This is a genomic window from Ectobacillus sp. OTK (genome assembly GCF_059698935.1).
This window is the reverse complement of sequence record NZ_AP048547.1, coordinates 1,204,063-1,230,509: the sequence shown is the minus strand read 5'-3', so window position 1 is coordinate 1,230,509 and position 26,447 is coordinate 1,204,063. Positions and strand designations below refer to the sequence as shown.

Sequence of the window (26,447 nt, the reverse complement as noted above, 5' to 3'; positions counted from 1 at the left end):
ACGCAGCAGGAAGTTTTAGGAATAAAGTATAAATACAACTGCGCCTCTGTCTTCGCCTAACGGCGAGTTTTCTTTACACTTTAAGAAAGTATAAATTTCCAGCTAGAAGCGAATCCGACGTAGTAGGAAATTTTAGGAACAAAATGTAAGTGCAACTACGCCTCTGTCTTCGCCTAACGGCTCGCCAATCGGCGAGTTTTCTTTATAGAAACGTTGATTTTCGCCATATTCAATGCTACGGTTACATAGTGGATACATAGAAGGAGCAAGGGGTGATACAAATGGGAGCATGTAATCTCGATCATTCATTAGAGGATGTACGTAATAAGCTTGAAAGCCAACGAAGCTTTTTATCTGCATCTTTATTCGCGGATGTACAAAGCTTTTTACAAAATGAACAGCCGCAGGATGTGTTAAATGAGCTGTTCCATCTTTTGAAAAAGTACGACTTGGTGTCAAAGGAAGAACAAGAAAAGAGAAACAAAGAATTGCAGCATTTGATTAGGATATAAAAAACACGCAGAGGGCTGCCCTCTGCGTGTTTTTGTTAGCCTCATCAATCAAGTCGATTCTGCTTTTCTTTTATGCTTCGTATTTTTTGAAAACGAGTGCTGCGTTATGACCGCCAAAGCCTAAAGAATTGCTTAGCACCGTGCGTACTTCTTGCTTGCGTGCTGTATTTGGCACATAATCAAGGTCGCAATCTGGATCTGGCGTTTCGTAGTTAATAGTCGGCGGAATAATGCCGTCCGTAATCGTACGTACTGAGAAGATTGCTTCGACAGCTCCAGCTGCGCCAAGCAAGTGACCCGTCATCGACTTTGTAGAGCTGATTGCTACTTTGTATGCATGGTCACCGAATACTTCTTTAATTGCCATCGTTTCGTACTTTTCGTTCGCTTCTGTGCTCGTTCCGTGCGCATTGATGTAATCTACATCATCTGGCTGAATACCCGCATCTGATAACGCTTGGCGCATTGCTCGAACGCTGCCTTCCCCGCCAGGTGCTGGGAGCGTAATATGGAACGCATCGCCAGCTGCACCGTAGCCGACAATTTCTGCATAGATTCTCGCACCGCGCTGCAATGCGTGCTCTAAGCTTTCTAAAATTAGAATTCCAGCACCTTCGCCCATGACAAAACCGCTGCGGTTTTTATCAAACGGGCGGCAAGCTGTAGCCGGGTTCTCATCGAATGACAATGCTTTTGCCGAACTAAAGCCTGCAAATGAAATGCTTGTAAGAGGCGCTTCTGTTCCTCCTGTAATCATTGCATCTGCATCTCCACGCTGAATCACCTTAAATGCATCGCCAATCGAGTTTGCACCGGATGCACAAGCTGTTACGGAGCAGGAGTTAATTCCTTTTGCACCAGTTGCAATCGATACTTGCCCAGCTGCCATGTCTGGAATCATCATTGGAACAAAAAATGGACTTACGCGACGAGGTCCTTTTTCCAACAATGTTCTATACTGATCCTCGTATGTTTCCATTCCGCCAATACCTGACCCAACCCAGACACCGATGCGCGGCGCATTCTCGTCAGTGATTGTTAAGTTCGCATCCTCTACTGCCATTTTCGCGGCTGCCACTGCGTATTGTGTAAAACGATCCATTCTGCGCGCTTCTTTTTTATCAATGTATTTCTCTACTTCGAAATCCTTAAGCTCCGCTGCCACCTTTGCCGGAAACAAATCGGGGTCTAAGCGTGTAAGACGGCCGATTCCCGATACACCGTTTATCACGTTTGTCCATGCAGTTTCAACATCGTTTCCTACCGGCGTTACAGCTCCTAATCCTGTAATTACAACACGCTTTTTTTCCATTGCTATGACACTCCTTTTTCGTGATTATCTGCCCCAACGAAGCGCTACCGCACCCCATGTTAAACCGCCGCCAAATCCAACTAGCACAATCAGGTCACCGTCTTTAATACGCCCATTCGTACGCTCCTCTACAAGCGCAAGCGGAATAGACGACGATGATGTATTGCCGAATTTGCGAATCGTTGTGCTCATTTTCTCCTCTGGCAGATTCAAACGCTGACGAGCTGATTCCATAATGCGAATATTGGCCTGATGCGGAACAAGAAAATGAACATCTTCCTTTGTTAATCCCGCTTTTTCAAGTACGCGCATGCTTGAATCTCCCATTTGACGCACAGCAAATTTAAATACCTCTCTACCATTCATTATAATATGTTCATCCTGGTACAGGTGCATTCCGCCGCTTCCGTCTGCTCCTAATTCAAATGATAGAACGCCTCTTCCTTCCGAAACAGGACCCATAACTGCTGCGCCTGCTCCGTCTCCAAATAAAACAGCTGTATTCCGATCGTTCCAATCGACAATCTTAGAAAGCTTTTCACTTCCGATCACAAGTACATACTTATAAGCACCGCTTTGGATAAACTGCTGAGCTGTAATCATTCCGTACATAAAGCCTGCGCAAGCCGCACTTATATCCATTGCCGCTGCATGTTTTGCCCCGATTTGATCCTGTACCATGCAGGCCACAGAAGGAAATGCATAATCTGGAGTAACAGTCGCTACTAAAATCAAATCGATTTGCTCTGCAGCAATTCCCGCATCCTCTAATGCTTGCTTCGCTGCTTCCGCCGCCATATGTGATGTGTTTACATCATCAGAGGCAATACGCCGCTCCTCAATGCCGGTTCGTGTACGAATCCATTCATCGGACGTATCCATCATTTGCTCCAAATCATGATTTGTTACAATCCGCTCTGGAACATAGCTGCCGATTCCTAAAATTCCTGCGTTCATTTTAATCCCCCACTTTATATCAATTATTAAGACTTGGTACTAATTTTAATGTATGATGATTTGTTTGTCTACTATGAGAGGATAGAAAAAAGCCGGCATCTCACCGACTTCATTCTCCCTTTTCTGCTAGGGCATCCTGTCTGCCAAGCTCATAGGCATCATTCATGACCTTCATGAGCAGCTCCAGCACAGGCTGCGCCTTTGCCAAATCGAGTTCTACTCCATTCGACTCAAGCATGCCCTTAGCTTCCGGCAAATATTGCATCGCCATTTGCAAAAATTGCATATTACGTCCTGGATTCATTTTCCTTCTTCCTTTCAGCCGCAAGTTTACCTTTTTCATTATAGCGGTAAAAAGGAAAAAAACTCAATAGCTATGCTATTTCACATCCTCATACAACTGTTTATACTTGTTTATGTGCAAAATTTGCTGCTCCAATCCCTCCTGCAAAGAACAGCTCGGACGGTAAAGATAGCGTGTTCCTGTTTTCAGTTGCGGCTTACTTTCTGCTGTCTGTATATTCCCGTTGCCGCAGAGCAGCTCGATCCCCTTTTTCCACTGTCCAGCTTCTTCACTTTCGATGTAGTACGTTCCAAAAATACGTTCCTCTCCAAAACGATATAAGCACTCGGCTACATCCCCTACGTAAACAGCATCATCACTATTTTCTTGCGCCTCAATATTTGCTTCCTTCGATATAATCAATTGATGGTATGTCATAAAGGACGGCTGCCACGGACCATACACAGTCGGGACACGCAAAATAGCGACGGATGACGCAAGCTCCTCTAGCTTCTTTTCTAATGTATAAAACCATGCCCCGTTTGCTGTACTAGCCATCTTTTCCCTGTCTGATTGAGCGGCAGAAGCATCTAGGGATGATAGCATAACCAGCTTTTTCCCATATCGCCTGCAGAAGAAAATCGCTTCGTCCAATGCGCGCTGTACAAAAGCTTGCCCAGGAAGCTCTGTAATTTGATTTGGCTCACACAAGCAGAAGTACACAATATCCGGTGCCTGCTCACGCGCCTCCTTCCAAGCCTCTCCACTTTCAATAGAATGGTATGAAAAATTTGCATGTCTACCAATTAGCAGCAGCTTTTCTTCATTGAGCGGTGATAGCTCAAACAAGCTTTCAACGTCAAGAGCGATAACCTCCGCTCCCTCCACAAGCAGCTTTTGCACGAGATGATATCCGACAAATGACAGCGCCCCCACTACAACTGCTCTCTTCATCTTCTTCCCCTCCTTCTATATGTAAGCCTCATATGCACGAGGCTCCTTCAGACTTTTAGAAAATATAAATTTCCATCTGAGAAATCATTTGACGCAGCAAGAACCCTTTAGGAAACTAAGAAAATATTCCTTTTGGAACATTATCTAGATTCATCGGCCTGCTCCCGCATCCGGAATAACCCTCGGCATCAAAAACGAACAACGCCTTGTGTGTCGAAAGGCCTTCTTCTGCAGGAGCGAGGACAGGCTGCGGGAGCTTTCCTTATACTCTAGGAAAGTTTAAACTTCCATTCAAAAAGTTCAGGAAATTCCACATGAAAAGTATAAGTGCACCCAAGCCTCTTTTTTCACCAAAAAGCTCACCAATTGGCAAATGTTCTTTATAAATCCATTTCATACATATGAAATGCCTGGAGGATCGAACGAACGACTTTGTACTTAGCATCTTGCACATGAAACGAAAGCGAAACGGGGTATCCTGACTGGAGCTGAAGCTGCTCATATTCCCTCACAATCATCTTTCGCTCCTTCCGCTCATTTGTTGGAACAAACATTTTCACCGGTACATATGAGGAGAAGCTTCGAAACGTTTTAGCACGAATCATTTCCGGCAAATCCTCCTCACTTGCCTCATATGCTGTTTTCAGCTCGCGCAGCAATCGTTTATAAAAAAACTTATGCTCACGCTCTAGCTCCAAATGCCTCGGTAAGTCCAGACAAGGATGCAGCATTACAGTCGAACGGATATATTCCGGCATTGAAGCCATCATTTCAAGCGCAACAAGAGCGCCCATTCCCTCTGCTATAATATGAATTCTCTCATTCAAAATTTCCTTTTTCATTACAACATGATATAAGCGCTTTGCCAATCGAACCGCTTTGTCATTCCCCCAATGCCGGCCGTACAGGTTGGAAGTAAACACAGTATATCCCTCAGCGCGCAGTTCCTCTAACAGATGCGCCTTCCCGACGTGCTGCATCCATAAACTTGTACCACTCTCAACAAAATGATTATAATCCCCCAGTATAAGCACTCCAAATCCATTCGGCTTTTCCGGCAGATGAATGACACACGGCTCTTGTTCTAGAAAAAAGAAACGTTCCCTGATCTCCATTGTTTTCCCGCCTTAAAATGCCATTATAAATGTCTCTTTTTTATAATGTATGTACGGAGGGAGAATTTGCCTTGCAAAAGGTGAAAAAATATTTTCTATTTTCCATATCAATTTGTGTTAGAATAAGAAGTGATTGAATGAAGAGCGAATAGGGGTGTGAAAAGAATGCGTTTACTTTGGACGTTTATTTGGTCGTTCCTGCTTGTTCAAATGATGAGCTACGTAATCAGCTCTATGACAGGCGGTACATATGACTTCGGACAAGCATCCATCATGTCTGTTGTCGTGGCTGTTTTTATTTTTGCGATTTCTGCAGTCCTCCCAAACGAGCCTGCCGGACAGCATCATTAATGCAGATAAAGAGGACTCGGCCTGTCGAGTCACCTTTGCCTTTAGACAGCAAGAAAAGCCTGTTTAGATGTATATTCGATACATCTGGACAGGCTTTTTTAACAGGTAAAAAAGTATAACTTTTTACGGAGAACTGTCTCCTGCAGGAGCAAGGCGGATCGTGCCCGCTTTTCTTATATAGTCTTTAATACAAGCTCTCCCAAGTGTTCATCGACGATAACCTTACTATGATCGTGAATATGACCCGCAATGAGCTCTCTCGCTAGCTTTGTTTCAATTTGACGCTGCATATACCGCTTTAGCGGTCGCGCTCCATACAACGGATCAAAGCCTGCTGCTGCGATAAACTCTTTCGCACCTTCTGTTAGCTGCAGTTCAATATCACGATCCGAAAGTCTTCTTTGCAATTCCGCGCTCATTTTATCAACAATTTTTGTCATTTCCTTCGTAGTGAGCGGCTTAAATAAAATGACTTCATCAATGCGGTTGACAAACTCTGGCCGGAAGTGATTGCGAAGCTGACTGAGCACCCGCTCTCTCGTCCCCTCGCCAATTGTGCCCTCTTCTCTTACATCCTCAAGCAGGATATGTGAACCAATATTCGATGTCATAATGATAACCGTATTTTTAAAATCGACTGTTCGTCCTTGTGAATCCGTAATGCGGCCATCATCAAGTACCTGCAGCAGCACATTAAATACTTCAGGATGCGCCTTTTCAATTTCATCAAGTAAAATGACGGAATACGGCTTGCGACGCACCGCCTCCGTTAGTTGTCCGCCTTCCTCATAACCGACGTACCCAGGAGGCGCTCCGATTAAACGGGAAACAGCATGCTTTTCCATATACTCAGACATGTCGATGCGAATCATCTGCTCTTCGCTGTCAAATAAGGCTTGCGCAAGCGTCTTTGCAAGCTCTGTTTTTCCGACGCCCGTCGGTCCCAGAAACAAAAATGAACCGATTGGCCGATTTGGATCTTGAATGCCGGCGCGGGCACGCAGCACCGCATCAGAAACGAGCTGCACAGCCTCCTCCTGTCCAATAACACGCTCCGCCAAAATATTTGTAAGACGCAGCAGCTTTTCTCGTTCCCCTTCTACAAGCTTCGTAACCGGAATGCCTGTCCAGCGTGAGACAATAGCTGCGATTTCCTCTTCTGTCACTTCCTCGCGCAGCAAGCGGTTTTCCTGTTTGTTTTCCGTCTCCTCTGCTTCCTTTAAAGCGCGCTCTAGAGCTGGAATACGACCGTGCCGAAGCTCAGCAGCCTTATTTAAATCGTAGCTTCCTTCCGCCTCCTCAAGCTCGTGGCGCAGCCGTTCTAATTGTTCGCGCAGGCTGCGAACACGCTGAATTTCATCCTTTTCCTGCTGCCACTGCGCACGCATGACGGTTGCCCGTTCTTTTAAATCAGCCAGCTCTCTCCGTAATACCTCCAAACGCTCCTTGCTTCGTTCATCCGTTTCCTTTAACAGTGCCGCCTCTTCAATTTCAAGCTGCATCATCCGCCGCGTTACTTCATCTAGCTCAGTTGGAAGCGAATCGATTTCCGTTCGAATAGTCGCACACGCTTCGTCTACTAAATCAATTGCTTTATCCGGTAAAAAACGATCGGAAATATAGCGATCAGACAATACAGCGGCGGCAACAAGCGCACGGTCATGAATATTCACACCATGATGGATTTCAAACCTCTCCTTTAACCCGCGCAAAATCGAAATGGTATCCGTCACAGTCGGCTCTTCTACAAGCACCTGTTGAAAACGACGCTCTAGTGCTGGATCCTTCTCAATATATTTTCGATATTCATCAAGCGTTGTCGCACCGATGCAGTGCAGCTCGCCTCGAGCCAACATTGGCTTTAGCATATTGCCCGCATCCATTGCTCCATCCGCCTTGCCTGCCCCAACAATTGTATGCAGTTCATCAATAAATAACAAAATGCGTCCTTCGCTTTTCTTAACCTCATTTAGTACCGCCTGCAGACGTTCCTCGAATTCGCCGCGAAACTTTGCGCCTGCCACAAGAGCACTCATATCAAGTGCGAAAACAATTTTGTCCTTCAGTCCTTCCGGTACATCTTTACGCACAATACGCTGTGCCAACCCTTCCGCAATTGCCGTTTTTCCGACTCCCGGCTCTCCAATCAAGACAGGGTTATTTTTCGTTTTGCGTGATAAAATGCGAATCACGCGGCGAATTTCACTATCTCGTCCAATCACCGGGTCCATTTTACCAAGACGTGCCTCTGCCACGAGATCACGTCCATACTTTTCCAAAGCCTCATATGTCGCTTCCGGATTTTGGCTTGTCACGCGTTGATTCCCCCTTATATCCATAAGTGCGCGCAGCAATGTCTCGCGCTTCAATTGAAATCTTGCGAAAAGCTGTCCAATCGCAGTCGATGCCTTTTCATCGCTCATCACAAGCAAGGTATGCTCTACAGACATATAATCATCTCGCAGCCGCTTTACTTCCTCCTCCGCACGCACAAACAGCTGCTGAAGCCCTTGTGTAATATATACCTTTCCAGCTTCTGCCCCGCTTCCTGTCACGCGAGGCTTTCGTTCTAAGAGCTGCTGCACTTCTCCTCGGAATTGTTCTGCAGAAATACCCAACTTCTGCAGAACCCTTCCGGCTAACCCCTCCTCCTGCTCCAGCAGCGCTGCGAGCAGATGAACTACATCTATTTCCTGATGGGAACGTTCAACTGCAATGGATTGTGCCCGCATAACAGCTTCCTGCATTTTTTGCGTCATTTTATTCAAGTCCATTCCTATCCCCTCACTTCTTTGACTTATTTTGACCTTTGTTTTTATTATATGAAAAATCCTCGATTTTATCAAAAAATAGACGGCCCCCCTTCCTTCAACCAAAGGAAGTCCCTTTAAGGAAAAACGAAGCTGCGTGACGGGAGAGCTCAAAAAGCAAAAGCAAATGGCTTAAACAGAGATTTATAATGTTTTTATGTATATTTCAAAAAAACCATCTCCCGGATGGAAGATGGTTTTTTTTGTAAAGTGTTAGCGTGTTTTAGGCATATATGTCCATTGACGGCCATCATTGGTATTTTCCGGAAAACGATCCCCGGCTTTCAGCCTGATCTTCCTCGGATCCTGAACGCCGCTCCCTGTTTCCCCGACTTCAATGTATATTCCGTTATTTGGCGCTTTTTGCCCCGCGCGAAAACGGTGACTTTGACCCATGATGCATTGCTCCTTTCAAAAAAGAAGTCATTACACCACTATTGTACCCGAAGACAGGAGTTTCTCTCTGTTATGTTTAGGAAATGAACTGCTCGCTAACTCTCCTTTCCCGCAAGGTTCCGTAACGCACTTGAAATGGAGGTCTTCTGTTAAAAATGATAAAGGCCTTCATACAAAAATGATTTACTGCATACATATAAAAAAAAGAACTGACCTCATCAGGTCAGCGCACAAAGGAGAGTTAAACAACTTATACGAGAAGATTACACTATCATTATACAAGCTTTTCTCTCATATTGTAATCCCTTTCACAATCTATACACAATTTTTTTAAAATTTCTATATAATTCTTGACGTCTGGAAAACGGTGGACAGGAAAAGAAGAAAAGGATTAAGATGGAAGTACACAACTACTTAATAAAAAGGTGAACGTATGCGAAACCAACATTTAATTGCAATCGATTTAGACGGTACATTATTGACAGATGATAAAAAAATTTCCGGGCGCAATAAAGCCGCCCTCCAAAAAGCTCGGGAACAAGGCCACCTTGTCGTTATTTCCACAGGCCGACCATATCGAGCAAGTAACCTGTATTATCAGGAACTGAAGCTAGACACCCCAATCGTCAATTTTAACGGTGCCTACATCCATCATCCTCTAAATCCTTCATGGGGTACATACCATTCACCTCTTGAGCTTTCAACAGCTCGGGAAATTGTACAAGCATGTGCATCATTTGGCGTTAAAAACATGTATGCTGAGGTCATAGATGATGTATATACACACTATATCGATGAAGGCATGCAGCATATTTTCCAGTTTGGCTCCCCAAAGATATACACAGGAGATTTGCTTCATATTTTAGACGAGAGTCCAACATGCTTGCTGATCGATGCGAATGAACAAGAGGTGGAAAACATTCGAAAACATTTAACAGATGTTCACGCTGAGGTTATTGACCACCGCAGATGGGCAGCGCCTTGGCATATTATCGAAATCGTTCGAAGCGGACTGAATAAGGCGATTGGTTTAAAAAAGATAGCAGATTATTACAGCATCCGAGCAGAACATATTATCGCCTTTGGTGATGAAGACAATGACTTTGAAATGATTGAATTTGCCGGACATGGCGTTGCAATGGGCAATGCGATTCCACAGCTGAAGTCGCTGTCAAATCACGTGACGCTAACAAATGAAGAGGACGGTATTGCTGTCTTCTTGGAAGAATATTTGGGCTTGTAAGTCCTTTCCATTCATAGCCCTAAACGCAATGCACATACTATAAGGGACACAGCACGTGTCGCAGCTTTTCTGCTAATTCAAAAGGGGGAATAGACGATGGGTAAACGCAACAAGTCCAAACGTTTTATTCAGCAAGGTTCAGATACGGTTGCTAAACATGATGAACGATTCCCTTATCGGTCTACATTAGCCGAAGCAGAAGCTCAAAAAGAGCGGGCTAACTCAACTCTCGGAGGTGTGTAACAATGGGCAACCTATTGTTCCAGCAAGCGAGAGAAGCAGTATCCCTCGCCTTAAACACAACCGGCAGCGGACAGCATGAAATGGTGGAAAAAGCAAAAAATGCTTTAACCTCCGCTTACACGCACTCCTCCATTGCTGAAAAGGTACAGCTGCGCGAAATGCAGGAGCAGCTGCAAAGTATTTCCCAAACGTAACAAGAGGACCCGACTTTCGGGTCCTCTTTCCTTTTTGTCTTATTTCCTGCAGCAAGCAAAACAAGGCAAGGCCTCTTTTCTTTCAATCCTTCCGAAATAACCCTAGCACACTTTCCGTATGAACTACATTTGCAAACGCCTTTGGATCAACCTCATTAATAATACGCTCAATAGCATACAGCTCATAACGCGTAATAACGATCATCAGCATTTCCTTTTGTTCATTCGTAAATGCCCCTGTCGCCGGCAATGTTGTAATGCCTCGTACAAGACAGGACTGAATCGCCTTGCGCAAAGCATCACCGTTTTTCGTAACAATAAACACAGTCACCTTCACATGGCGCGTATGGATCATGTCAATCACGCGGGACGATGCATACAGCCCTACAAGGGTATACAGCGCCTTTTCCCATCCGTACACTGCGCCTGCCGTCACAATAATAAGCGAGTTCAGCGTGAAAAAGTATGTTCCAAGCGGCCGTTCCTTCACACGTGACAGAACCATTACAATAATATCCATCCCGCCGGTCGAAGCTCCCCATTTCAGCGTTAGTCCAGAGCCAATCGCAATAATGACACCGCCGAATACAGCATTTAACATAATATCATGGGAGAGCGTGAGAACGGGGACTATCTCTAAAAACAATGTCATAAAGGCAATACTAACAAAGCTAAATAGCGTAAACGATTTCCCAATTCTCCTCCAGCCTAATATTACAATTGGAATATTGAACACAATATACAGTATACCTGTCGAAAGGACAATAGGCGTGAATTTGCCTACTATACTCGCTAGAAGCTGCGCTAAGCCAACAAAGCCGCTCGCATATACATTCGCCGGAATTAAAAATAAATTCATCCCAATTGCATTTAACAGCGCACCAAATATAATTACAAATGTTTTCTTGCCGATCTCAATGGAACTCATCCTGAAATTCACATATATGCTCCTTCCTGCTTGCTCCTTGTACATAGTCTTGACGGAAACGGAGATGATAAACGTAGAAACAACTAAGGAGGGATGCAGGATGCCAAAAACAAGCGATAATGACAAAAAAGCGCGTGACAACAACGCAAAGAGTATGCAAAAAAATATGCAGGTACAGGAGAATTACCAAGCAGGGAAGCACGATTACTCAAAGAAAACCGACCATCGCTAAGGCCGCGGGAGCTAGACAATGCTCCAAAAGTTATATTTTCTTAATCTTAATAAAAAAACAGCGCCTCCGCCGGCGCTGTTTTTTCATTAATCTCTCTTAAAATACGTCCATCCTTCCTCCTGATAGACCTTGCCTTCCTTCATCAGTTTCCCGAGAGCTCGCTTAAACGCTCCCTTGCTCATCTGGAAGCGCTCCTTAATATCCTCTGGCGCACTTTGGTCGCTAAATGGCATCGCACCGCCGCGGCCTTCCATATATTCATACAAAGCCTGCGCGTCCTCATCCATTCCTTCCTGCTTGCGCGGCAGCAGGGATACATTAACAGTCCCATCTTCTTTCACTGCAATGATGCGGCCTGTCACGCGCTCGCCGATGCGGGGTTCTCGTTTGCGCTCTGATTCATGAATAAAGCCTAAGAAATGCTCGTCCGTTAGAATAAATGTACCCGTGCGAATGGCACGGTACACGCGGGCATTCACATTTTTATTAAACATTGACCGCGTAGCAGCGACCGCCAATTCCTTCATATCCTCATCCTGCGCAGGCAGAGCAATTAAACGGTCTCGTCCCGTTAATTTTAGACGACAATACAGTTCGTCTCCCTCCTGCGGCCAAACACCGAAAAAGCCAGGAAACTCATCACCTGGTATTAAAATATCCTTCGAGACGCCAATATCAACAAATACACCTAAGTCCCGGGATACCTTTACAACCTCTACCCAGCCAAAATCTTCGGTTGTAATGAGCGGTGTCTTCATTGTTGCCGTTAAACGTCCTTTATGATCATGATATAAAAACACATCAATCTCATCGCCCTCGGCAATCTCACCAGCAACTTCATTTCTATGCAGGAATACCTCCTCCTGCTCATTTCCTACCATATAGCCAATTTCCGTCTCGCGCAAAACCTCGACTTGTTCGATTGCTCCTGCTTGCAGCATCATACTTACAAATCCTTTCTATAATAAAAATATGCTATGTATTAGTTTGCCAAACAAAGCCTCATTATAACACGTTTTTCCTATCATTTGTCCAATTCGCCCATTTTCCTTATAATATAGGATATACATACAGTTTGGAGGGATCATCTATGTCAAAGGAAAGTTCTTTTGATATTGTCTCAAAGGTCGAATTACCAGAGGTTACAAATGCCATCAACCTCGCATTAAAGGAAATTCAAACACGCTATGACTTCAAAGGAAGCAAAAGTGACATTAAGCTCGAAAAAGAATCTCTCGTTCTTACATCCGACGATGAGTACAAGCTAAGTCAATTAACGGATGTTCTCTTAAGCAAGCTTGTAAAACGGGGTGTTCCTATTAAAAACCTGGACTACGGCAAAATTGAAAATGCATCCGGAGGCACAGTCCGTCAATACGTCAATCTCAAGCAAGGCATTGACAAAGACACAGCAAAGGTCATCAATACGATTATTAAAAACTTAAAGCTAAAGGTGAAAAGCCAAATCCAAGATGACCAGCTTCGCGTTACAGGCAAAAGCCGCGATGATTTACAGGCGGTTATCGCAGCTGTTCGTGAGGCGGATGTGCCGGTTGAATTGCAGTTTATTAATTATCGATAAGAATGGATTTTTTAGAAAGAATATCGCGCTCCGTTTCTGGAATGTGATATTCTTTTTTCGTTATCCAGGACATATACAAGACAAAAAAGAAGCCGGCTTTTCAGCCAGCTTCCCCTATTATGAACTCTTTACTGTCTATTCTTTACTACTCAAACCCATCAAATTATTTTACAATAATCGTATCAAGATTAATCGCATTTGCAGATCGTTTTGCACCTTTTGCAACCTTTCCTGTCCACTCAATTGTGACCACATGGCGGCCTGCCTTTAGACCTTTTTTCGTAAAGAACTGCTGCTTGTACAAAGTAGAAGCAGAATATAAGCTTACCTCCGAGCTAACGCCATCGACTGTCACCTTCGCAATTCCTTGCGCAGCATCTTTCAATCCAGTTAAAGTAACAGCTGTACCGTTGAAAACAAACTGCATTTTTGCGCCGTCCTGCTTAGCTAATGCATAGGATCCGCCAGAGGCATTTTTGTCAGCTACCGTTGTCCATGTGCCGGTATAGCCAAGCTCCTTTTGTGTATTTTCATACGTTCCAGCGCCCATGCCCGCATTCACTGTTAATGTATATTTACCGGATCCTTTATAAGCGGATGCAGCTAAATAATAGGTTCCATCCTCTGGAGCAACATAGGTTAAGGATTCTGTTGACGTATTTAATTTCTCAGAATATGCAACAATATTGCTCGAGTCTGTTACAGATTGGGCTTTACTATTATATAAGTAAAGGTCAAAGTCTGTTCCTGATTTCCCTGATAGCGATACTGTGAAGCTTTCACCCTTAAGCAAATTAACCGCATATACATCATCGACGTCATTTGCCGCATTCAATGTACCAGAAGCTGTTGTACCTGTAAGAGGCAATCCTGGGATATCACTATCAGGTTCATACGTAACAGCTTTTCCTGCATTTAGCAAGCCGCCGGATGCAACAAGTCCTTTTAGGGAGGAAAGAGGCTTTGCCGTCTTCGTAATAGCCGTTTTAATCGCGGTCGGAGATAGAGTTTTGTTTTTGCTCAAGAACAGTGCAGCTGTGCCTGAAACATGCGGAGCTGCCATAGAGGTTCCGCTATAATACGCATATGAATTGGTATCTGTAGGTGTTACTTGCGGAACGCTGCTCAGTATATCAACGCCAGGGGCCGCAATATCTACGCTTGTCTTGCCGAAATTCGACCACCATGCAAGATTTCCTGTGTGATCGATAGCTGCTACAGATAAAATGTTCGGCAAATCAAAGCTTGCCGGATAAGCCTTCCATTCATCAGTATCATTGTCCATTCCTTCATTTCCAGCTGCCGCAACAAAAAGGGAGTCGGAATCCTTGATCGCATCATACAATGCTTGGCTATACTCTCCATAGAGGCCCCATGAATTATTGGAAATTTTGACCCCTTTCTCCTTTGCATACGCAATCGCTTCAATGGCTCCCGCCAGGTCCCCGCCCCACGCTCCTATGAACTTTAGCGGCATAATCTTTACATTTGGCGCTACTCCGATAACACCTGCCTTATTTTCCGCGCCAGCGATTGTACCTGCAACATGCGTGCCATGATCATCCCCATCCGCTGCATCAAATACAGTATTGTCACCGTTAAAAAAGTCCCAGCCGTTTACATCATCGACATAACCGTTCTTATCGTTATCAATTTTATCATCAGGAATTTCACCAAGGTTTGTCCAGATCTGATTCTTTAAATCTGGATGTGTAATATCAATGCCGGTGTCGATGACGGCAACGACCACATCGGAGCTGCCCTTCGTTACAGACCAAGCTGCCTCTGCACCAATGTCAATTCCTGCTTTCCCCTTCACTCCTCTAAATACCTGTCCTGTATTTTTCAGACCCCATAGCTGCCCAAACATTGGTTCCTTGACAGCTGTTGGCTTTATAATATAGTTTGGCTCTGCATATTCGACCTGCGGTAAATCATTTAATGACTTCAGCACATCTTCCATAGAGGAACTAGAAGAGAATTTTAATAGCTTAATATTTTGCTTCCCAATATTCTTTTTTGTAGTGAGACCGAGCGTTTTCTGTATCTCTCCTAAGCTTTCTGTGCTGTAGCTGCTTTTGAACTTTACGATAACCTCTCCTGGTTTGTACTCCTTGCTCTTGCTGCTATTAAATGTGGCGAGTGCCTGCTTCGCCTTGGATATTGGCGCCGCCGCCTGTGTGATAGAATCGACCTTCTGTGTTCCCCGTTTAACATTTACAGGATCTGTTGATTGGGCAAATGCCGTGACACTAGAGCATAATAGCCCGGCACTAACAACACTAGCTACTAACTTTTTCATAGACTTTCTCCCTTAACAATAATATGTAATGAAAAAACTAACTCTATATGTATGTAGTTCTTGTAGTTTCTCTTCAAACTCAGCAGCATACGTTTGACCGGTACAAAATAGGCCTATTTCACGAAAAAGGGCGTACTCCCTTCCCTGATAGAACAATTCACCTTTGTACGAAACGTTCCTCTGAGCTTTCTGAAGCTGTACCTTATGTAAGAGATACATATTTTCATGGATAAATATGAAGCAAGCACTCACTCCTTCCCTACGTGTAATAAATTTCATGAAATTCATATAAATACCAACCCCAACAACATCAATATATCACGACCAATAGATTTTTTCTAGAACATTTTTGAAATTTTGTTTACGTTCACTTTCGCTGAGTTACAAACTCTCTTGGCAAAGCTTCCTTTAAGTTATCATCTTATAATACTGAGAAACATATAGTTGGAAATACAAGCAATTCGATTATCACCCTTTGTGATTACGGATGACTATACTTATTTACAGGTTGGGGTAATGAAGCGGCTGAAGGTTCCTTTGAAGGATATAAAAAGCATTCATTCCTATAACGGACCTGAGACGCTGTCTAGAGAAGAAGAAAAGGAAGTCTTTGATGCAGTGCTTGCTGATTTTGTGAAGGAGCCGCCGGTGCTTGAAATTGAATTCCACACATCGCAAACAGTTCAGCTGTTGTATGGATTTACAAAAACCGTAACAAAAGCGCATCTTCGGCCAGATGAACCGCAGCAATTTTATATGATTCTCACCGAAAAATTAAATGAGATTAAAAACCAGTATTAAAAAATCCCGATGAGCCTCCTTCCAAGCTCATCGGGATTTTTATTATACAACTATTCCTTCTCCGGCCAAATCTTCACATTCGGCTCTAATAGCCATTTATGCTCCTCTTCCATAATATGGTCAGTCCAAGGATTACCAGCAAGGTGACGAATCATCCAGCAAAAGTACATGACATAGCCAGGAGCCGTTGCCTGCGGATGATCGAGTTCGGCACCCCTTGAACAGATTTATTAACAGTGCCCACTATCACCTTCTTCACCGTTATCGATACAGCTGTTTCCAATCGGATTACAGACCTGCTTTTTCTTTAATGTAACGGCGAGCCTTCATCGCATATTCGAGAGGATTCGCTAACGCTGGGTCCTGCTCAGCCTCCACCACAAACCAGCCTGTATAATCAGAAGCTGCAAGCGTTGTAAATACTTCATCAAACTCAATGGATCCATCGCCTGGAACCGTGAAAGCTCCAGCCTTCACCGCCTCTAAAAAGCTTAAATCCTGTTCCTTCACACGAGCGACAACTTCCGCACGAATGTCTTTCAAATGAACGTGCTGAATGCGGGCTAAGTGCTTTTTCAACACATGAATCGGGTTTTCCCCTGAGAATACAAGATGCCCTGTATCAAACAGCAAGGAAACAAGATTTGGATCTGTTAGCTCCATGAGCTTATCGATTTCCTCTGTTGTTTGAATCCCTGTTCCCATATGATGATGAAATACAATTTTCATATCCTTCTCCGCAGCCAGCTCACCAAGACGATGCAAGCCGTCTACCAGGAGCTTCCACTCTTCTTCTGTAAATACAGGCTTTGCTTTGTATACAGGCACAGCTAAGCCTTGAACGCTTTTGCCCTGCTCTGATACAACGATAACCTTCGCGCCCATCGCATGTAAGAAATCGCGGTGCTCGATAAAAGCCTCCACTGTTTCCTCTAAAGGCTTTGTTGTTACAAACGCGCTAAACCAAGCGCTTGCAATTTCTAAACCTCGAAGTGATAACGCCTTTTTCAATACTTCTGTATCGCGCGGATATTTATTTCCTACCTCGCTGCCAGTAAATCCTGCTAATGCCATCTCACTTACGCACTGCTCGAATGTATTCTCGCCGCCGAGCTCTGGAAGATCATCATTTGTCCAAGCTATCGGGGCAATTCCAAGTTTGATTGTGTTTTCTTTAAACATATTGTTGTCTCTCCTATCTGCTTAATAGCGTCTCGCTTTTTGTTTATTGCTTTCTTTGTACTCATAAGCCGCTTGGATGCTCTCGCTCTTCGACACTTCCGCAATTCCTACATGCCACCATGCTCCGTAATTGTGAGTCATTGTTTTTGGCAATACCTTAATATCAATTAATGTAGAAACGGTTTGTGTTTTCGCATCTGCGATCGCTGCTTCTAATTCCTCAAGTGTTGTCACGCGGTATGTTTTCACACCATAGCCGGCTGCGCTCATTGCATAATCGATTTTCATAATGCCGCCGTTCAACAAACCTGTTTCGCTGTTGCGGTAGCGGAACTCAGTTCCAAAGCTGCCCGCTCCGTGCTCCATTTGCAGGTTATTAATACAGCCAAAACCAGAGTTGTCAAGCAACAGAACGTTGATTTTCTTTCCTTCCTGAAGGCTCGTCACAAGCTCTGTATGAAGCATGAGGTAACTGCCATCACCAACCATTGCATATACCTCTTTCTCCGGATCCGCCAATTTCGCTCCAAGCGCGCCCGCTACCTCGTAGCCCATGCAGGAATAGCCGTATTCCATATGGTATGTGTTTGGCCCCCGCGATACCCAGATTCTTTGCAAGTCGCCTGGAAGACTGCCGGCTGCTCCGACAATGATTGCATCCTCATCAATGTGCCTGTTAATTTGACCAATTACCGCTGTTTGCGTTAGCTTTGTGCCAAGCACTTCGCTGTATTCCGGAAGCTCCTCGTCAAGATCTCCCGCAATCTCTGGTACGAAACCTTGCTCTGTGTATTCAATGCTGTGCAAACGCTCCAACTCTGCTGTCCACTCATCCCGTGCGGCGGCGATTTCCGTCGTATACCCAGATTGATATCCAATTGCCTGCAGTTCGTTCGTAAGTGTAGTCAACGCTTCTTTTGCATCTGCTACAACTTTGACCGCATCTAGCTTGCTTGCATGGAACTCAGATGCGTTAATTGTTAAAAATTCCACATCTTCGTTTTGGAACAATTGCTTCGATGAAGTCGTAAAGTCTGTAAATCTTGTACCGATACCAATGACAAGATCCGCTTGCTTCGCAATCGTATTTGCTGCTAGGTTTCCTGTTACCCCAATACCGCCAAGGTTTAAGCGGTGATTGCTTTCAATCGCGCTTTTTCCTGCTTGCGTCTCGCCAAATGGAATATGGAACGCTTCTGCAAACTGCTGCATTGCTTCTGCCGCCTCAGAATACCGTACGCCTCCGCCGCAAATGATGATTGGCCTTTTCTTTCTTTGCACGAGCGCTACCGCATCCGCGATGCTCTCTTTTGTTGGCACACGGCGTTCAATACGATGGACGCGCTTTATAAAGAAGGATTCTGGGAAATCCCACGCTTCGCCTTGTACATCTTGCGGCAGTGCAATCGTTACCGCACCTGTATCCGCTGGGTTTGTTAACACGCGCATCGCATTAATCATCGCGCTCATTAATTGCTCCGGACGGCTTACGCGATCCCAATATTTGCTTACAGCGCGGAACGCATCATTTGTGGAAATGGACAGATCATGTGTATGCTCCATTTGCTGCAGAACCGGATCAGGCTGTCTTGTCGCAAATACATCTCCAGGAAGCAATAATAATGGAATTTGGTTCGCAGACGCAGTCGCCGCACTTGTCACCATATTCGCCGCGCCCGGACCTACGGAAGAGGTACACGCAATAATTTGCTTACGGTGCTTTTGCTTCGCAAACGCCATCGCCGCATTGGCCATCCCCTGCTCATTGCGTCCTTGGTATACTTCAAGCTCGCCTGCGTCTTCTTCCAACGCTTGACCAAGCCCTGTCACGTTGCCGTGTCCAAAAATGGTGAAAATCCCTTTAATAAAACGCTCTTGCTTACCGTCAAACTCTACATATTGTTGATTTAAAAACTTCACTAACGCTTGTGCAGTTGTCATTCTTAATGTTTTCATGAGACCTATCCACCTTTCTTCTAACTCACATGTTGTTGACACTCTGTGAATATATGCACGAACTAGTCCTATAAAGAAAACTTGGCTAGCGCCCAGCCTTGTAAAGGCTGGTAGTTGCCCAGTTGCACTTATACTTTATATGTAACACTTCCTGCTGCGCCGAATTGCTTTCTAGCTAGGAATATACCTTTTCTAAAGTACAATATAAGGATGCAGCAGAAGCATGAATCGCCCCGTTGCATCCTCTATTACCTATTTCTTACCAACGAGCAGTTACCATTTTCTTTCTTGTGTAGAACTCTACGCCGTCTGTGCCGTTCGCATGAAGATCGCCGTAGAAGGAATCCTTCCAGCCGGAGAATGGGAAGAACGCCATCGGTGCCGGTACACCTACGTTTACGCCTAACATACCCGCTTCGATTGTTTCACGGAACTGACGAACGCTTGCGCCAGAGTCTGTATAAATACAAGCTCCGTTTGCAAAGCGGGAGTTGTTTGCAATTTCAATTGCTTCCTCTAGTGATTTCACACGAATTACAGATAAAACTGGCGCAAAGATTTCATCCTGCCAAATTTTCATTTCTTGTGTAACTTCATCGAAAATCGTTGGTCCTACGAAGTAGCCGTTGCCTTGTGCCGCTTCATCGTTTCTTCCATCACGGATTAAGCGTGCACCTTCTTGAATGCCGGACTCGATATAGCCAAGTGTACGTTCTTTATGACCTTCACGGATCACCGGTCCTAGGAATACATTCTTATCCATACCGTTTCCGATTTGCATCTTGTTTGCTTCTTCGACTAAACGTGCGATTAACGCATCTGCAATTTCTTCCTGTACTGTTACAACAGCTGCCGCCATACAACGCTCACCCGCAGAACCAAATGCCGCGCCGATAATTTGAGTTGTTGCTACGTCAAGATCTGCATCGTTTAATACGATAGAGTGGTTTTTCGCGCCAGCCAATGCTTGTACGCGTTTGCCGTTTTCAGAGCCTTTTTTGTACACATATTCCGCAACCGGCTGGGAGCCTACGAAGGAAATCGCTTTGACAAGCTTGTGCTCTAACAAGCCGTTTACTACGTCATGCGCACCGTTTACGATGTTTAATACGCCTTTTGGAAGACCTGCTTGCTCAAACAATTCCGCAAGACGGGCTGCTAAAAGCGGTGTACGCTCAGATGGCTTTAATACAAATGTATTGCCGCATGCAATCGCAAGCGGGAACATCCAGCAAGGCACCATCATTGGAAAGTTAAACGGTGTAATCCCGCCGATTACGCCGATTGGGTAGCGGTACATACCAGACTCAATGCCTGTTGCGATGTCAGGAAGCTGACGGCCCATCATTAAGCTTGGTGCACCTGCCGCAAATTCTACACACTCAATCCCGCGTTGCACTTCCCCGTATGCTTCTTTATAGCTTTTTCCGTTTTCAATCGTTACAAGCTTCGCAAGCTCTTCCCAGTTTTCTACTAATAGCTGCTGATATTTAAATAGAATACGAGCGCGTCTTGGAACCGCTACTTTAGACCATGTTTTGAATGCTTCGTTCGCTGCTTGCACTGCTTTGTCTACATCTTCTTTTGTAGAAAGAGGAACTGTCGCAATTACTTCACCTGTTGCTGGGTTGTAAACCGGCTCTGTTGCGGATGTGGATGCATCTACCCATTCGCCGCCGATATAGTTTTTTACTGCCTGTACTGCTGTTTGTGTCATGTTCATTCTCTCCTTTTTCTATCATTACTTTTCAATTGATTATTATTATCGAACGCCTTCTAATACTTCCTCTGCCGCTGCCATGAAGCTTGTAATCTCTTCTATTGTCGGCATAGCATCCGAGCAGCTATGTTTCGAGATTACGATGGAAGCAGAAGCTCCTCCTAATCTCATTGCTTCGCGGATTTCCATGCCTTGCATCAGTCCGTAGATAAATGCAGAGGCATAAGAATCACCGGCACCAAATGTTTTCAATACCTTTGTTTTAAAAATGCCGCCGCGGTGGGGATTCCCATCTCTTGTATAGGCAATGGAACCGTCTCCGCCATGTTTAATGACTACGATTTTCGCATGGTGGGAGAACCAGCGCTCCGCTGTTACTTGGTCATTCGATTCCTTATAGTTTAATAGCTTTTCCATCATGTCAAACTCTTCACGCGTACCGATGATCACATCGGACTTCTCAGCTGCTAGATTGTAATACACAGCTGTTTCTGCTTCAGACTCCCATGTGTAAGGGCGATAATCGACGTCAAAGAATACGATAACATCATGTTTTCTTGCGTACTCCAGCGCCAGGAAAACAGCTTCTCTGGACGGGCTTTTCGCAAGGGCAGTTCCAGAGATTAAGAGAGCTTTTGATTGCTTAATATACTCTTCGGAAACCTCTGTTGGCTCCAGCTTTAAATCCGCTGCATTGTCACGGTACATAAGGATGCTGCAGTCCGTCGGGCTTTTAATTTCTGTAAACGCCAAGCCTGTGACAGCCCCTGTTTGATCAATGAAGACTTGATCTGTATTAATGTTGTTTTCTTGCAGGTACCTTGTAATAAAGCGGCCCATTTGGTCATTGGACACTTTACCGATAAAACCTGTTTTTAAGCCAAGACGGGACGTTCCGATTGCAATATTTGCAGGAGAGCCTCCGACATATTTGGTGAATGTTCTTGTTTCTTCCATGGGACGCTGTGTTTCGTTTGCATTCAAGTCGATGCATAAACGGCCGATTGCGACGAAATCCAATGAGCGTCCTTCTTTGAATACAAGTGGATTCATTTCATTATGCCTCCTAATATTAAGTTGTTTTCTCAAAAGCAAATCTACTACTGTATTTACTGAGCCGTTACTGTTTCATGTTCAATCTTGACAGGACGTCCTGTTAGGAAGGATTCCTTTGCAGCCTTGGCAATCCGCTCTGCCTGCAATCCGTCATTACCAGTGCAAAGCACCTTTTCACCTGCTAAGATAGTCTTTGCAAATTGTGTTACTTCCTCGATATAAGCTTGTGTATAGCGCTCAAGGAAGAAATATAACGGCTTATCCTTGGAAACTCCATTTACTGTCGATACTTCCACCGTTGTTGGACGGCAGTTATCAGCAGCAGCTGCTCCCTTTTCACCAAACACCTCTACACGCTGGTCATAGCCGTAAACAGCTTGGCGGCTATTATCAATCACACCTAGTGAACCGTTTGCAAATTTTAAGGAAACAATCGCTGTATCCACATCCCCGGCTTCCTTAATTGCAGGATCGATTAAGTTTGCTCCATAAGCAGATACCTCTACAACCTCGCTGTTCATTACATAACGTGCCATATCAAAGTCGTGAATCATCATGTCCATGAACAGTCCGCCTGAAGTAAGAATGTAATCAACACCTGGCGGCTGCGGGTCTCTAGAGGTAATTTTCAAAATATGCGGCTGTCCGATTTCCCCTTGCTGCACAAGGTCGCGTACCTTTTTAAAGTTCGGATCAAAGCGGCGATTAAAGCCAACCTGTAACTGCACACCCTCTTCTTCTACTACACGTAATGCTTCCATTGTTTGCTCTGCAGAGAAGCTAACCGGCTTTTCGCAGAAGATGTGCTTCTTCGCACGTGCTGCCTCTTGAATAATTTGTGCATGTGTACTTGTTGGAGAGCAAATAAATACTGCATCAATTTCAGGATCTGCTAATAAATCCTGATAATTTGTTGTGAGAACAGAAATGCCTTTGCTGGCAGCCCATTCCTGTAAATGATCTACTACTACATCTGATACCGCTTTAATTTTCACTTGCGGAACTGATAAAAGGTTATCTACATGTAATCTTCCAATACGTCCTGCACCAATAATTCCTAATGTAACTGTGTTCATACTCTTACCCCTTTTCATTTTTTGAATATCTTCTTAAATCTGCCATTCTACTACAGAAGTCCTTTAAGGTATTCGCTCTTCGTTCCTATGCATAAGTGTTAAATGGTTAGAACTATGTAGTGAAGAGTGCTACCTTACCCCTTTAAGACTGAAACGCTCTGAAGAGTTTCTCATCCCAGAAATAACAACATATGTAGAAAATAAACTTACATCGTTATCTTAAAGGTGTATCTGCTCCTTGTATTCTCTCCTTTTGAACAAACTCCGGTTAGCTCACCTCAAATCTCACATAGAAATTTGAGATAAACTGACGGTCGGATTTATGTAAATCATGAACGACATTAGCAAGCTGTGAATATTGCAACCAATAATCTTGAATGTATATCTAGCTTGATTCAATAGGGGAGAAGGCGTTCCAGGCGACCTTCTGCCATTTCCATCATTAATGCATCGTGTACAAGGTACTCTTAGGCAGTGAAGGCGTTGCAGGGATTTTTCTGCGTCTATGGCACGCGATATCCCTGCTGCCTATCCTATTCTCTTTCTTTTACGCTTTTTTGTTTTTACGGGAATCAAGGAGAACTGCTGCTACGATAATTGCTCCCTTTAAAATCTGCTGCCAGTAGGAGGATACGTTCATTAAGTCAAGTCCATTGTTTAGGACCCCGATAATCAAAGCACCAATCATTGTACCTGGAATTGTACCAATTCCGCCATTTAAGCTTGTTCCGCCGATAACCGCAGCAGCGATTGCATCTAATTCATACATTAATCCAAGGCTTGGCTGTCCTGCGGAAATACGTGCTGTTAACATCAAACCTGCAATACCTGATAAAAGGCCTGCGTATGTGAAAATCATAATTTTGTAGCGATCGACTGGAATTCCGCAAATACGTGCAGCTTGTTCATTTCCGCCGATGGCGTATGTGTACTTACCAAATCTCATTTGACTTAACATGATGTGCGAAATAATACCCATGACGATAAAAATAATGATTGGGAAAGGAATCCCAGCGATCGTGCCTTTTCCGATAAACATGAAGGACTCTGATAAGTTACCGATTGGTCTTCCATCTGAATAGAGAAGCGCCAAACCTCTCGCTGCTGTCATCATTCCTAATGTCGCGATGAATGGAGGAATTTTTCCTTTTGCAGAGATGGCACCGTTAATGAATCCAGCAGCTGCCCCAATGGCCATCCCGATTGCAAGCGGAACGAATAACGGATATTCACCCGGATGTGCATAGCTTGCAGCGACTACGGATACAAGGGCAATAACGGAACCGGGAGATAAGTCGATCCCTGTTGTAATGATGACCATTGTCATACCCATTGCAACAATACCGATAAAAGAAATTTGCCGCACTACGTTAATAATGTTATTCACATTGAGAAAAGCAGGCGATAGAATCGACATTAAAATACACATTGCGATAAAGATAAATACAATTCCGTACTTATTCAATATTGCTGAGATTTGCTTTTTTCTGTTGGCCGAATTTGCAAGAACCGTCGGGTTGCTTACAGCACTCTCTTGAGTTTTCATACCTAATCCTCCTTCAAGGGGTTTTATACTTTCAAGAATTTATACATTTCCAGCCGTGAAGCGATTCGACGCAGCAGGAATTTCAAGAACAAAGTATAAGTGCAACTACGTCTCTGCCTTCGCCTAACGGCTCACCCATCAACGAGTTTTCTTTATTGATATGCCACTTCTAGAATTCTTTCCTGGTTCGCTTCTTCTCTGCTTAGTTCACCCTTTTGAATCCCTTCGTGCATGACAATAACTCTGTCACTCATTCCTAACACCTCAGGCAATTCGGAGGAAATCATAATAATTGCTTTCCCCTCCTGCGCAAGCTTGGACATAACCTTATGGATCTCCGCCTTTGCACCAACATCTACACCGCGTGTTGGTTCATCTAAAATCAGTACATCAGGATCATTGAGCAGCCAGCGGGCAATCAGTACCTTTTGTTGGTTCCCTCCGCTCAGGTTCATAATGAGCTGGTTTAAATGAGGTGTTTTTACCTTTAATTTCTCTACCTGCTCGTTGCATACTTTTTTCACTAATCTGTTATTTAAATAGCCAAGTTTTGATAGATTGTCGATGTTGGACATAATCATGTTTTCCCGTATCGACAGCGGCAGGAATGCACCCGTTAACTTTCTATCTTCTGTTAATAATCCGATTTTATGACGAATCGCATCCTTCGGTGAATTGATTTTCACCTGCTTGCCATGCATATAAATTTCACCGGATGTCGGAGGGTCAATTCCGAAAATGCTCTCCATAATCTCTGTTCTTCCTGAACCCATCAGTCCCGCGACTCCAAGAATTTCCCCTTTGCGCACCTCAAAGTTGACGTTTTGGAATTTCCCTTCTCTGGACAGGTTCTTAACAGCTAACACAACCTCTTTAATTTCGGACGGCTCCTTATGGAACACCGCTTTAATTTCCCGGCCCACCATCATTTGAATCAATGTATCTTGATTCAATTCGCTTGCTGGCTTTGCTCCCACATACTGCCCGTCACGGAATACCGTAATATCGTCGCAAATCTTAAAGATCTCATCCATTTTGTGGGAAATGTAGATAATGGAAACACCTTTTTGTACTAAAGAATCAATAATGCTGAAAAGATGATCGACTTCTTTATCCGTAATCGCCGAGGTTGGCTCATCCATAATAATTAAATCGGCATTATAGGAAATCGCTGTTGCAATCTCTACCATCTGCATATTCGCAACGCTTAGCTCCCGCATTTTTGTTCGTGGATCCAGATCAATTTGCAAAGATTCAAACAGCTTTTCTGTATCGGCAATCATCTTTTTCTTATTCACCCAACCTGTTTTGCCGTACATTGGCTCGCGGCCGAGATAAATATTTTCCGCAATCGTCATGTCCGGAACAGGGCTTAGCTCCTGATGAATCATGGAAATCCCTTTGCTTAAGGCATCCTTAGGGCCATTAATTTGCACTTCCTGCCCTTTAAACTTAATCGTTCCCTTGTCTGGTGTATACACACCGAAAATAATTTTCATGAGCGTCGATTTCCCAGCACCATTTTCACCCATTAAAGCGTGAACCGTTCCTTTTCGTACCTTCAGCTGGATATTATCCAAAGCCTTTACACCTGGAAATTCTTTTGTGATGTTATTTAGCTCTAAAATGTACTCCGTACTCATTTCATGCTCACCCCCAATAGATTGGTGAGAAGGGGACCCTTTCGGACCAGACC

General features: G+C 44.2%; 25 protein-coding genes and 1 pseudogene. 8 read left to right on the top strand and 18 right to left on the bottom strand.

What is annotated here, in order from left to right:
• Positions 1–281 precede the first annotated feature (281 nt).
• A complete protein-coding gene (locus tag AC6HZ4_RS06055) occupies positions 282–512 on the top strand; it encodes a hypothetical protein (protein ID WP_497494085.1) in 231 nt (76 codons plus the stop codon).
• A 70-nt stretch (positions 513–582) separates the two neighbouring features.
• Here the strand turns inward: AC6HZ4_RS06055 and fabF are convergent, their stop codons facing one another.
• The 5 genes from fabF to AC6HZ4_RS06030 all read right to left on the bottom strand — a co-directional run bounded on the left by fabF (position 583) and on the right by AC6HZ4_RS06030 (position 5,133).
• On the bottom strand, positions 583–1,824 hold the full coding sequence (fabF, locus tag AC6HZ4_RS06050; RefSeq protein ID WP_497494084.1) for a beta-ketoacyl-ACP synthase II: 1,242 nt from the start codon (positions 1,822–1,824) through the stop codon (positions 583–585).
• A gap of 24 nt (positions 1,825–1,848) precedes the next feature.
• Entirely contained in the window at positions 1,849–2,781 is a 933-nt protein-coding gene (locus AC6HZ4_RS06045) for a beta-ketoacyl-ACP synthase III (RefSeq protein WP_497494083.1), read from the bottom strand.
• 109 nt (positions 2,782–2,890) lie between these two features.
• A complete protein-coding gene (locus AC6HZ4_RS06040; RefSeq protein ID WP_497494082.1) occupies positions 2,891–3,124 on the bottom strand; it encodes a ComZ family protein in 234 nt (77 codons plus the stop codon).
• Positions 3,125–3,160: 36 nt separating this feature from the next.
• Positions 3,161–4,018 carry an NAD-dependent epimerase/dehydratase family protein gene (locus AC6HZ4_RS06035; RefSeq protein WP_497494081.1) on the bottom strand — a complete coding sequence of 286 codons (858 nt, stop codon included), beginning with the start codon at positions 4,016–4,018 and terminating at the stop codon, positions 3,161–3,163.
• A 380-nt stretch (positions 4,019–4,398) separates the two neighbouring features.
• On the bottom strand, positions 4,399–5,133 hold the full coding sequence (locus AC6HZ4_RS06030) for a lipase family protein (protein ID WP_497494080.1): 735 nt from the start codon (positions 5,131–5,133) through the stop codon (positions 4,399–4,401).
• Positions 5,134–5,298: 165 nt separating this feature from the next.
• Between AC6HZ4_RS06030 and AC6HZ4_RS06025 the strand changes: the two genes are divergently transcribed.
• Positions 5,299–5,484, top strand: a complete 186-nt coding sequence (locus AC6HZ4_RS06025) for a YjzD family protein (RefSeq protein ID WP_497494079.1) — start codon at positions 5,299–5,301, stop codon at positions 5,482–5,484.
• A gap of 173 nt (positions 5,485–5,657) precedes the next feature.
• On the opposite strand, the gene clpB is transcribed toward AC6HZ4_RS06025, so the two are convergent.
• Both clpB and AC6HZ4_RS06015 read right to left on the bottom strand, forming a co-directional pair.
• Positions 5,658–8,258 carry an ATP-dependent chaperone ClpB gene (gene clpB, locus AC6HZ4_RS06020; RefSeq protein WP_497494078.1) on the bottom strand — a complete coding sequence of 867 codons (2,601 nt, stop codon included), beginning with the start codon at positions 8,256–8,258 and terminating at the stop codon, positions 5,658–5,660.
• A 249-nt stretch (positions 8,259–8,507) separates the two neighbouring features.
• The gene (locus AC6HZ4_RS06015; RefSeq protein WP_497494077.1) at positions 8,508–8,690 is read right to left on the bottom strand and encodes a YjzC family protein; all 183 of its coding nucleotides are present in this window, start codon (positions 8,688–8,690) and stop codon (positions 8,508–8,510) included.
• A gap of 433 nt (positions 8,691–9,123) precedes the next feature.
• Here AC6HZ4_RS06015 and AC6HZ4_RS06010 point away from each other — a divergent pair, with 433 nt between their 5' ends.
• From AC6HZ4_RS06010 to AC6HZ4_RS06000, 3 genes are all read left to right on the top strand, one after another.
• Positions 9,124–9,933, top strand: coding sequence for a Cof-type HAD-IIB family hydrolase (locus AC6HZ4_RS06010; RefSeq protein WP_497494076.1), 810 nt, complete (start codon positions 9,124–9,126; stop codon positions 9,931–9,933).
• 96 nt (positions 9,934–10,029) lie between these two features.
• Positions 10,030–10,176, top strand: coding sequence for a competence protein (locus AC6HZ4_RS06005; protein WP_497494075.1), 147 nt, complete (start codon positions 10,030–10,032; stop codon positions 10,174–10,176).
• 2 nt (positions 10,177–10,178) lie between these two features.
• Positions 10,179–10,370 carry a DUF3813 domain-containing protein gene (locus tag AC6HZ4_RS06000; RefSeq protein ID WP_497494073.1) on the top strand — a complete coding sequence of 64 codons (192 nt, stop codon included), beginning with the start codon at positions 10,179–10,181 and terminating at the stop codon, positions 10,368–10,370.
• A gap of 82 nt (positions 10,371–10,452) precedes the next feature.
• Here AC6HZ4_RS06000 and AC6HZ4_RS05995 read toward each other — a convergent pair whose 3' ends face one another.
• Complete coding sequence (locus AC6HZ4_RS05995) at positions 10,453–11,298, bottom strand: YitT family protein (protein WP_497495612.1); 846 nt, start codon at positions 11,296–11,298, stop codon at positions 10,453–10,455.
• Between the two features lie 100 nt (positions 11,299–11,398).
• Here AC6HZ4_RS05995 and AC6HZ4_RS05990 point away from each other — a divergent pair, with 100 nt between their 5' ends.
• The gene (locus AC6HZ4_RS05990) at positions 11,399–11,530 is read left to right on the top strand and encodes a DUF3941 domain-containing protein (protein ID WP_497494072.1); all 132 of its coding nucleotides are present in this window, start codon (positions 11,399–11,401) and stop codon (positions 11,528–11,530) included.
• An 86-nt stretch (positions 11,531–11,616) separates the two neighbouring features.
• Here AC6HZ4_RS05990 and AC6HZ4_RS05985 read toward each other — a convergent pair whose 3' ends face one another.
• The gene (locus AC6HZ4_RS05985) at positions 11,617–12,474 is read right to left on the bottom strand and encodes a CvfB family protein (protein WP_497494070.1); all 858 of its coding nucleotides are present in this window, start codon (positions 12,472–12,474) and stop codon (positions 11,617–11,619) included.
• A gap of 146 nt (positions 12,475–12,620) precedes the next feature.
• On the opposite strand from AC6HZ4_RS05985, the gene AC6HZ4_RS05980 reads away from it, so the two are divergent.
• Complete coding sequence (locus AC6HZ4_RS05980) at positions 12,621–13,112, top strand: YajQ family cyclic di-GMP-binding protein (RefSeq protein ID WP_497494069.1); 492 nt, start codon at positions 12,621–12,623, stop codon at positions 13,110–13,112.
• A gap of 163 nt (positions 13,113–13,275) precedes the next feature.
• On the opposite strand, the gene AC6HZ4_RS05975 is transcribed toward AC6HZ4_RS05980, so the two are convergent.
• Entirely contained in the window at positions 13,276–15,414 is a 2,139-nt protein-coding gene (locus tag AC6HZ4_RS05975; RefSeq protein ID WP_497494068.1) for a S8 family serine peptidase, read from the bottom strand.
• A gap of 444 nt (positions 15,415–15,858) precedes the next feature.
• Here AC6HZ4_RS05975 and AC6HZ4_RS05970 point away from each other — a divergent pair, with 444 nt between their 5' ends.
• The gene (locus AC6HZ4_RS05970; RefSeq protein WP_497494067.1) at positions 15,859–16,215 is read left to right on the top strand and encodes a hypothetical protein; all 357 of its coding nucleotides are present in this window, start codon (positions 15,859–15,861) and stop codon (positions 16,213–16,215) included.
• 50 nt (positions 16,216–16,265) lie between these two features.
• Here AC6HZ4_RS05970 and AC6HZ4_RS05965 read toward each other — a convergent pair.
• The 8 genes and pseudogenes from AC6HZ4_RS05965 to AC6HZ4_RS05930 form a co-directional block, all read right to left on the bottom strand.
• A pseudogene (locus AC6HZ4_RS05965) lies at positions 16,266–16,424 on the bottom strand (5-deoxy-glucuronate isomerase); the annotation flags it as partial.
• Positions 16,425–16,503: 79 nt separating this feature from the next.
• Entirely contained in the window at positions 16,504–17,397 is an 894-nt protein-coding gene (iolE, locus tag AC6HZ4_RS05960) for a myo-inosose-2 dehydratase (protein WP_497494066.1), read from the bottom strand.
• A gap of 21 nt (positions 17,398–17,418) precedes the next feature.
• Positions 17,419–19,353, bottom strand: coding sequence for a 3D-(3,5/4)-trihydroxycyclohexane-1,2-dione acylhydrolase (decyclizing) (gene iolD / locus AC6HZ4_RS05955; RefSeq protein ID WP_497494065.1), 1,935 nt, complete (start codon positions 19,351–19,353; stop codon positions 17,419–17,421).
• Positions 19,354–19,612: 259 nt separating this feature from the next.
• The gene (locus AC6HZ4_RS05950) at positions 19,613–21,070 is read right to left on the bottom strand and encodes a CoA-acylating methylmalonate-semialdehyde dehydrogenase (RefSeq protein ID WP_497494064.1); all 1,458 of its coding nucleotides are present in this window, start codon (positions 21,068–21,070) and stop codon (positions 19,613–19,615) included.
• A 45-nt stretch (positions 21,071–21,115) separates the two neighbouring features.
• Positions 21,116–22,126 (bottom strand): 5-dehydro-2-deoxygluconokinase, encoded by a 1,011-nt coding sequence (gene iolC, locus AC6HZ4_RS05945; RefSeq protein WP_497494063.1) that lies wholly within the window; start codon positions 22,124–22,126, stop codon positions 21,116–21,118.
• A gap of 56 nt (positions 22,127–22,182) precedes the next feature.
• On the bottom strand, positions 22,183–23,205 hold the full coding sequence (gene iolG / locus AC6HZ4_RS05940; protein ID WP_497494062.1) for an inositol 2-dehydrogenase: 1,023 nt from the start codon (positions 23,203–23,205) through the stop codon (positions 22,183–22,185).
• 547 nt (positions 23,206–23,752) lie between these two features.
• Positions 23,753–24,751, bottom strand: a complete 999-nt coding sequence (locus AC6HZ4_RS05935; RefSeq protein ID WP_497494061.1) for an ABC transporter permease — start codon at positions 24,749–24,751, stop codon at positions 23,753–23,755.
• A gap of 152 nt (positions 24,752–24,903) precedes the next feature.
• Positions 24,904–26,394 (bottom strand): sugar ABC transporter ATP-binding protein, encoded by a 1,491-nt coding sequence (locus AC6HZ4_RS05930; protein ID WP_497494060.1) that lies wholly within the window; start codon positions 26,392–26,394, stop codon positions 24,904–24,906.
• Positions 26,395–26,447 lie beyond the last annotated feature (53 nt).

What these genes read in the sequence shown, in the direction of transcription:
- AC6HZ4_RS06055 (WP_497494085.1), top strand. Translation starts at nt 282, where the DNA reads ATGGGAGCATGTAATCTCGATCATTCATTAGAGGATGTACGTAATAAG.
- fabF (WP_497494084.1), bottom strand. Translation starts at nt 1,824, where the DNA reads ATGGAAAAAAAGCGTGTTGTAATTACAGGATTAGGAGCTGTAACGCCG.
- AC6HZ4_RS06045 (WP_497494083.1), bottom strand. Translation starts at nt 2,781, where the DNA reads ATGAACGCAGGAATTTTAGGAATCGGCAGCTATGTTCCAGAGCGGATT.
- AC6HZ4_RS06040 (WP_497494082.1), bottom strand. Translation starts at nt 3,124, where the DNA reads ATGAAAAAGGTAAACTTGCGGCTGAAAGGAAGAAGGAAAATGAATCCA.
- AC6HZ4_RS06035 (WP_497494081.1), bottom strand. Translation starts at nt 4,018, where the DNA reads ATGAAGAGAGCAGTTGTAGTGGGGGCGCTGTCATTTGTCGGATATCAT.
- AC6HZ4_RS06030 (WP_497494080.1), bottom strand. Translation starts at nt 5,133, where the DNA reads ATGGAGATCAGGGAACGTTTCTTTTTTCTAGAACAAGAGCCGTGTGTC.
- AC6HZ4_RS06025 (WP_497494079.1), top strand. Translation starts at nt 5,299, where the DNA reads ATGCGTTTACTTTGGACGTTTATTTGGTCGTTCCTGCTTGTTCAAATG.
- clpB (WP_497494078.1), bottom strand. Translation starts at nt 8,258, where the DNA reads ATGGACTTGAATAAAATGACGCAAAAAATGCAGGAAGCTGTTATGCGG.
- AC6HZ4_RS06015 (WP_497494077.1), bottom strand. Translation starts at nt 8,690, where the DNA reads ATGGGTCAAAGTCACCGTTTTCGCGCGGGGCAAAAAGCGCCAAATAAC.
- AC6HZ4_RS06010 (WP_497494076.1), top strand. Translation starts at nt 9,124, where the DNA reads ATGCGAAACCAACATTTAATTGCAATCGATTTAGACGGTACATTATTG.
- AC6HZ4_RS06005 (WP_497494075.1), top strand. Translation starts at nt 10,030, where the DNA reads ATGGGTAAACGCAACAAGTCCAAACGTTTTATTCAGCAAGGTTCAGAT.
- AC6HZ4_RS06000 (WP_497494073.1), top strand. Translation starts at nt 10,179, where the DNA reads ATGGGCAACCTATTGTTCCAGCAAGCGAGAGAAGCAGTATCCCTCGCC.
- AC6HZ4_RS05995 (WP_497495612.1), bottom strand. Translation starts at nt 11,298, where the DNA reads ATGAGTTCCATTGAGATCGGCAAGAAAACATTTGTAATTATATTTGGT.
- AC6HZ4_RS05990 (WP_497494072.1), top strand. Translation starts at nt 11,399, where the DNA reads ATGCCAAAAACAAGCGATAATGACAAAAAAGCGCGTGACAACAACGCA.
- AC6HZ4_RS05985 (WP_497494070.1), bottom strand. Translation starts at nt 12,474, where the DNA reads ATGATGCTGCAAGCAGGAGCAATCGAACAAGTCGAGGTTTTGCGCGAG.
- AC6HZ4_RS05980 (WP_497494069.1), top strand. Translation starts at nt 12,621, where the DNA reads ATGTCAAAGGAAAGTTCTTTTGATATTGTCTCAAAGGTCGAATTACCA.
- AC6HZ4_RS05975 (WP_497494068.1), bottom strand. Translation starts at nt 15,414, where the DNA reads ATGAAAAAGTTAGTAGCTAGTGTTGTTAGTGCCGGGCTATTATGCTCT.
- iolE (WP_497494066.1), bottom strand. Translation starts at nt 17,397, where the DNA reads ATGTTTAAAGAAAACACAATCAAACTTGGAATTGCCCCGATAGCTTGG.
- iolD (WP_497494065.1), bottom strand. Translation starts at nt 19,353, where the DNA reads ATGAAAACATTAAGAATGACAACTGCACAAGCGTTAGTGAAGTTTTTA.
- AC6HZ4_RS05950 (WP_497494064.1), bottom strand. Translation starts at nt 21,070, where the DNA reads ATGACACAAACAGCAGTACAGGCAGTAAAAAACTATATCGGCGGCGAA.
- iolC (WP_497494063.1), bottom strand. Translation starts at nt 22,126, where the DNA reads ATGAATCCACTTGTATTCAAAGAAGGACGCTCATTGGATTTCGTCGCA.
- iolG (WP_497494062.1), bottom strand. Translation starts at nt 23,205, where the DNA reads ATGAACACAGTTACATTAGGAATTATTGGTGCAGGACGTATTGGAAGA.
- AC6HZ4_RS05935 (WP_497494061.1), bottom strand. Translation starts at nt 24,751, where the DNA reads ATGAAAACTCAAGAGAGTGCTGTAAGCAACCCGACGGTTCTTGCAAAT.
- AC6HZ4_RS05930 (WP_497494060.1), bottom strand. Translation starts at nt 26,394, where the DNA reads ATGAGTACGGAGTACATTTTAGAGCTAAATAACATCACAAAAGAATTT.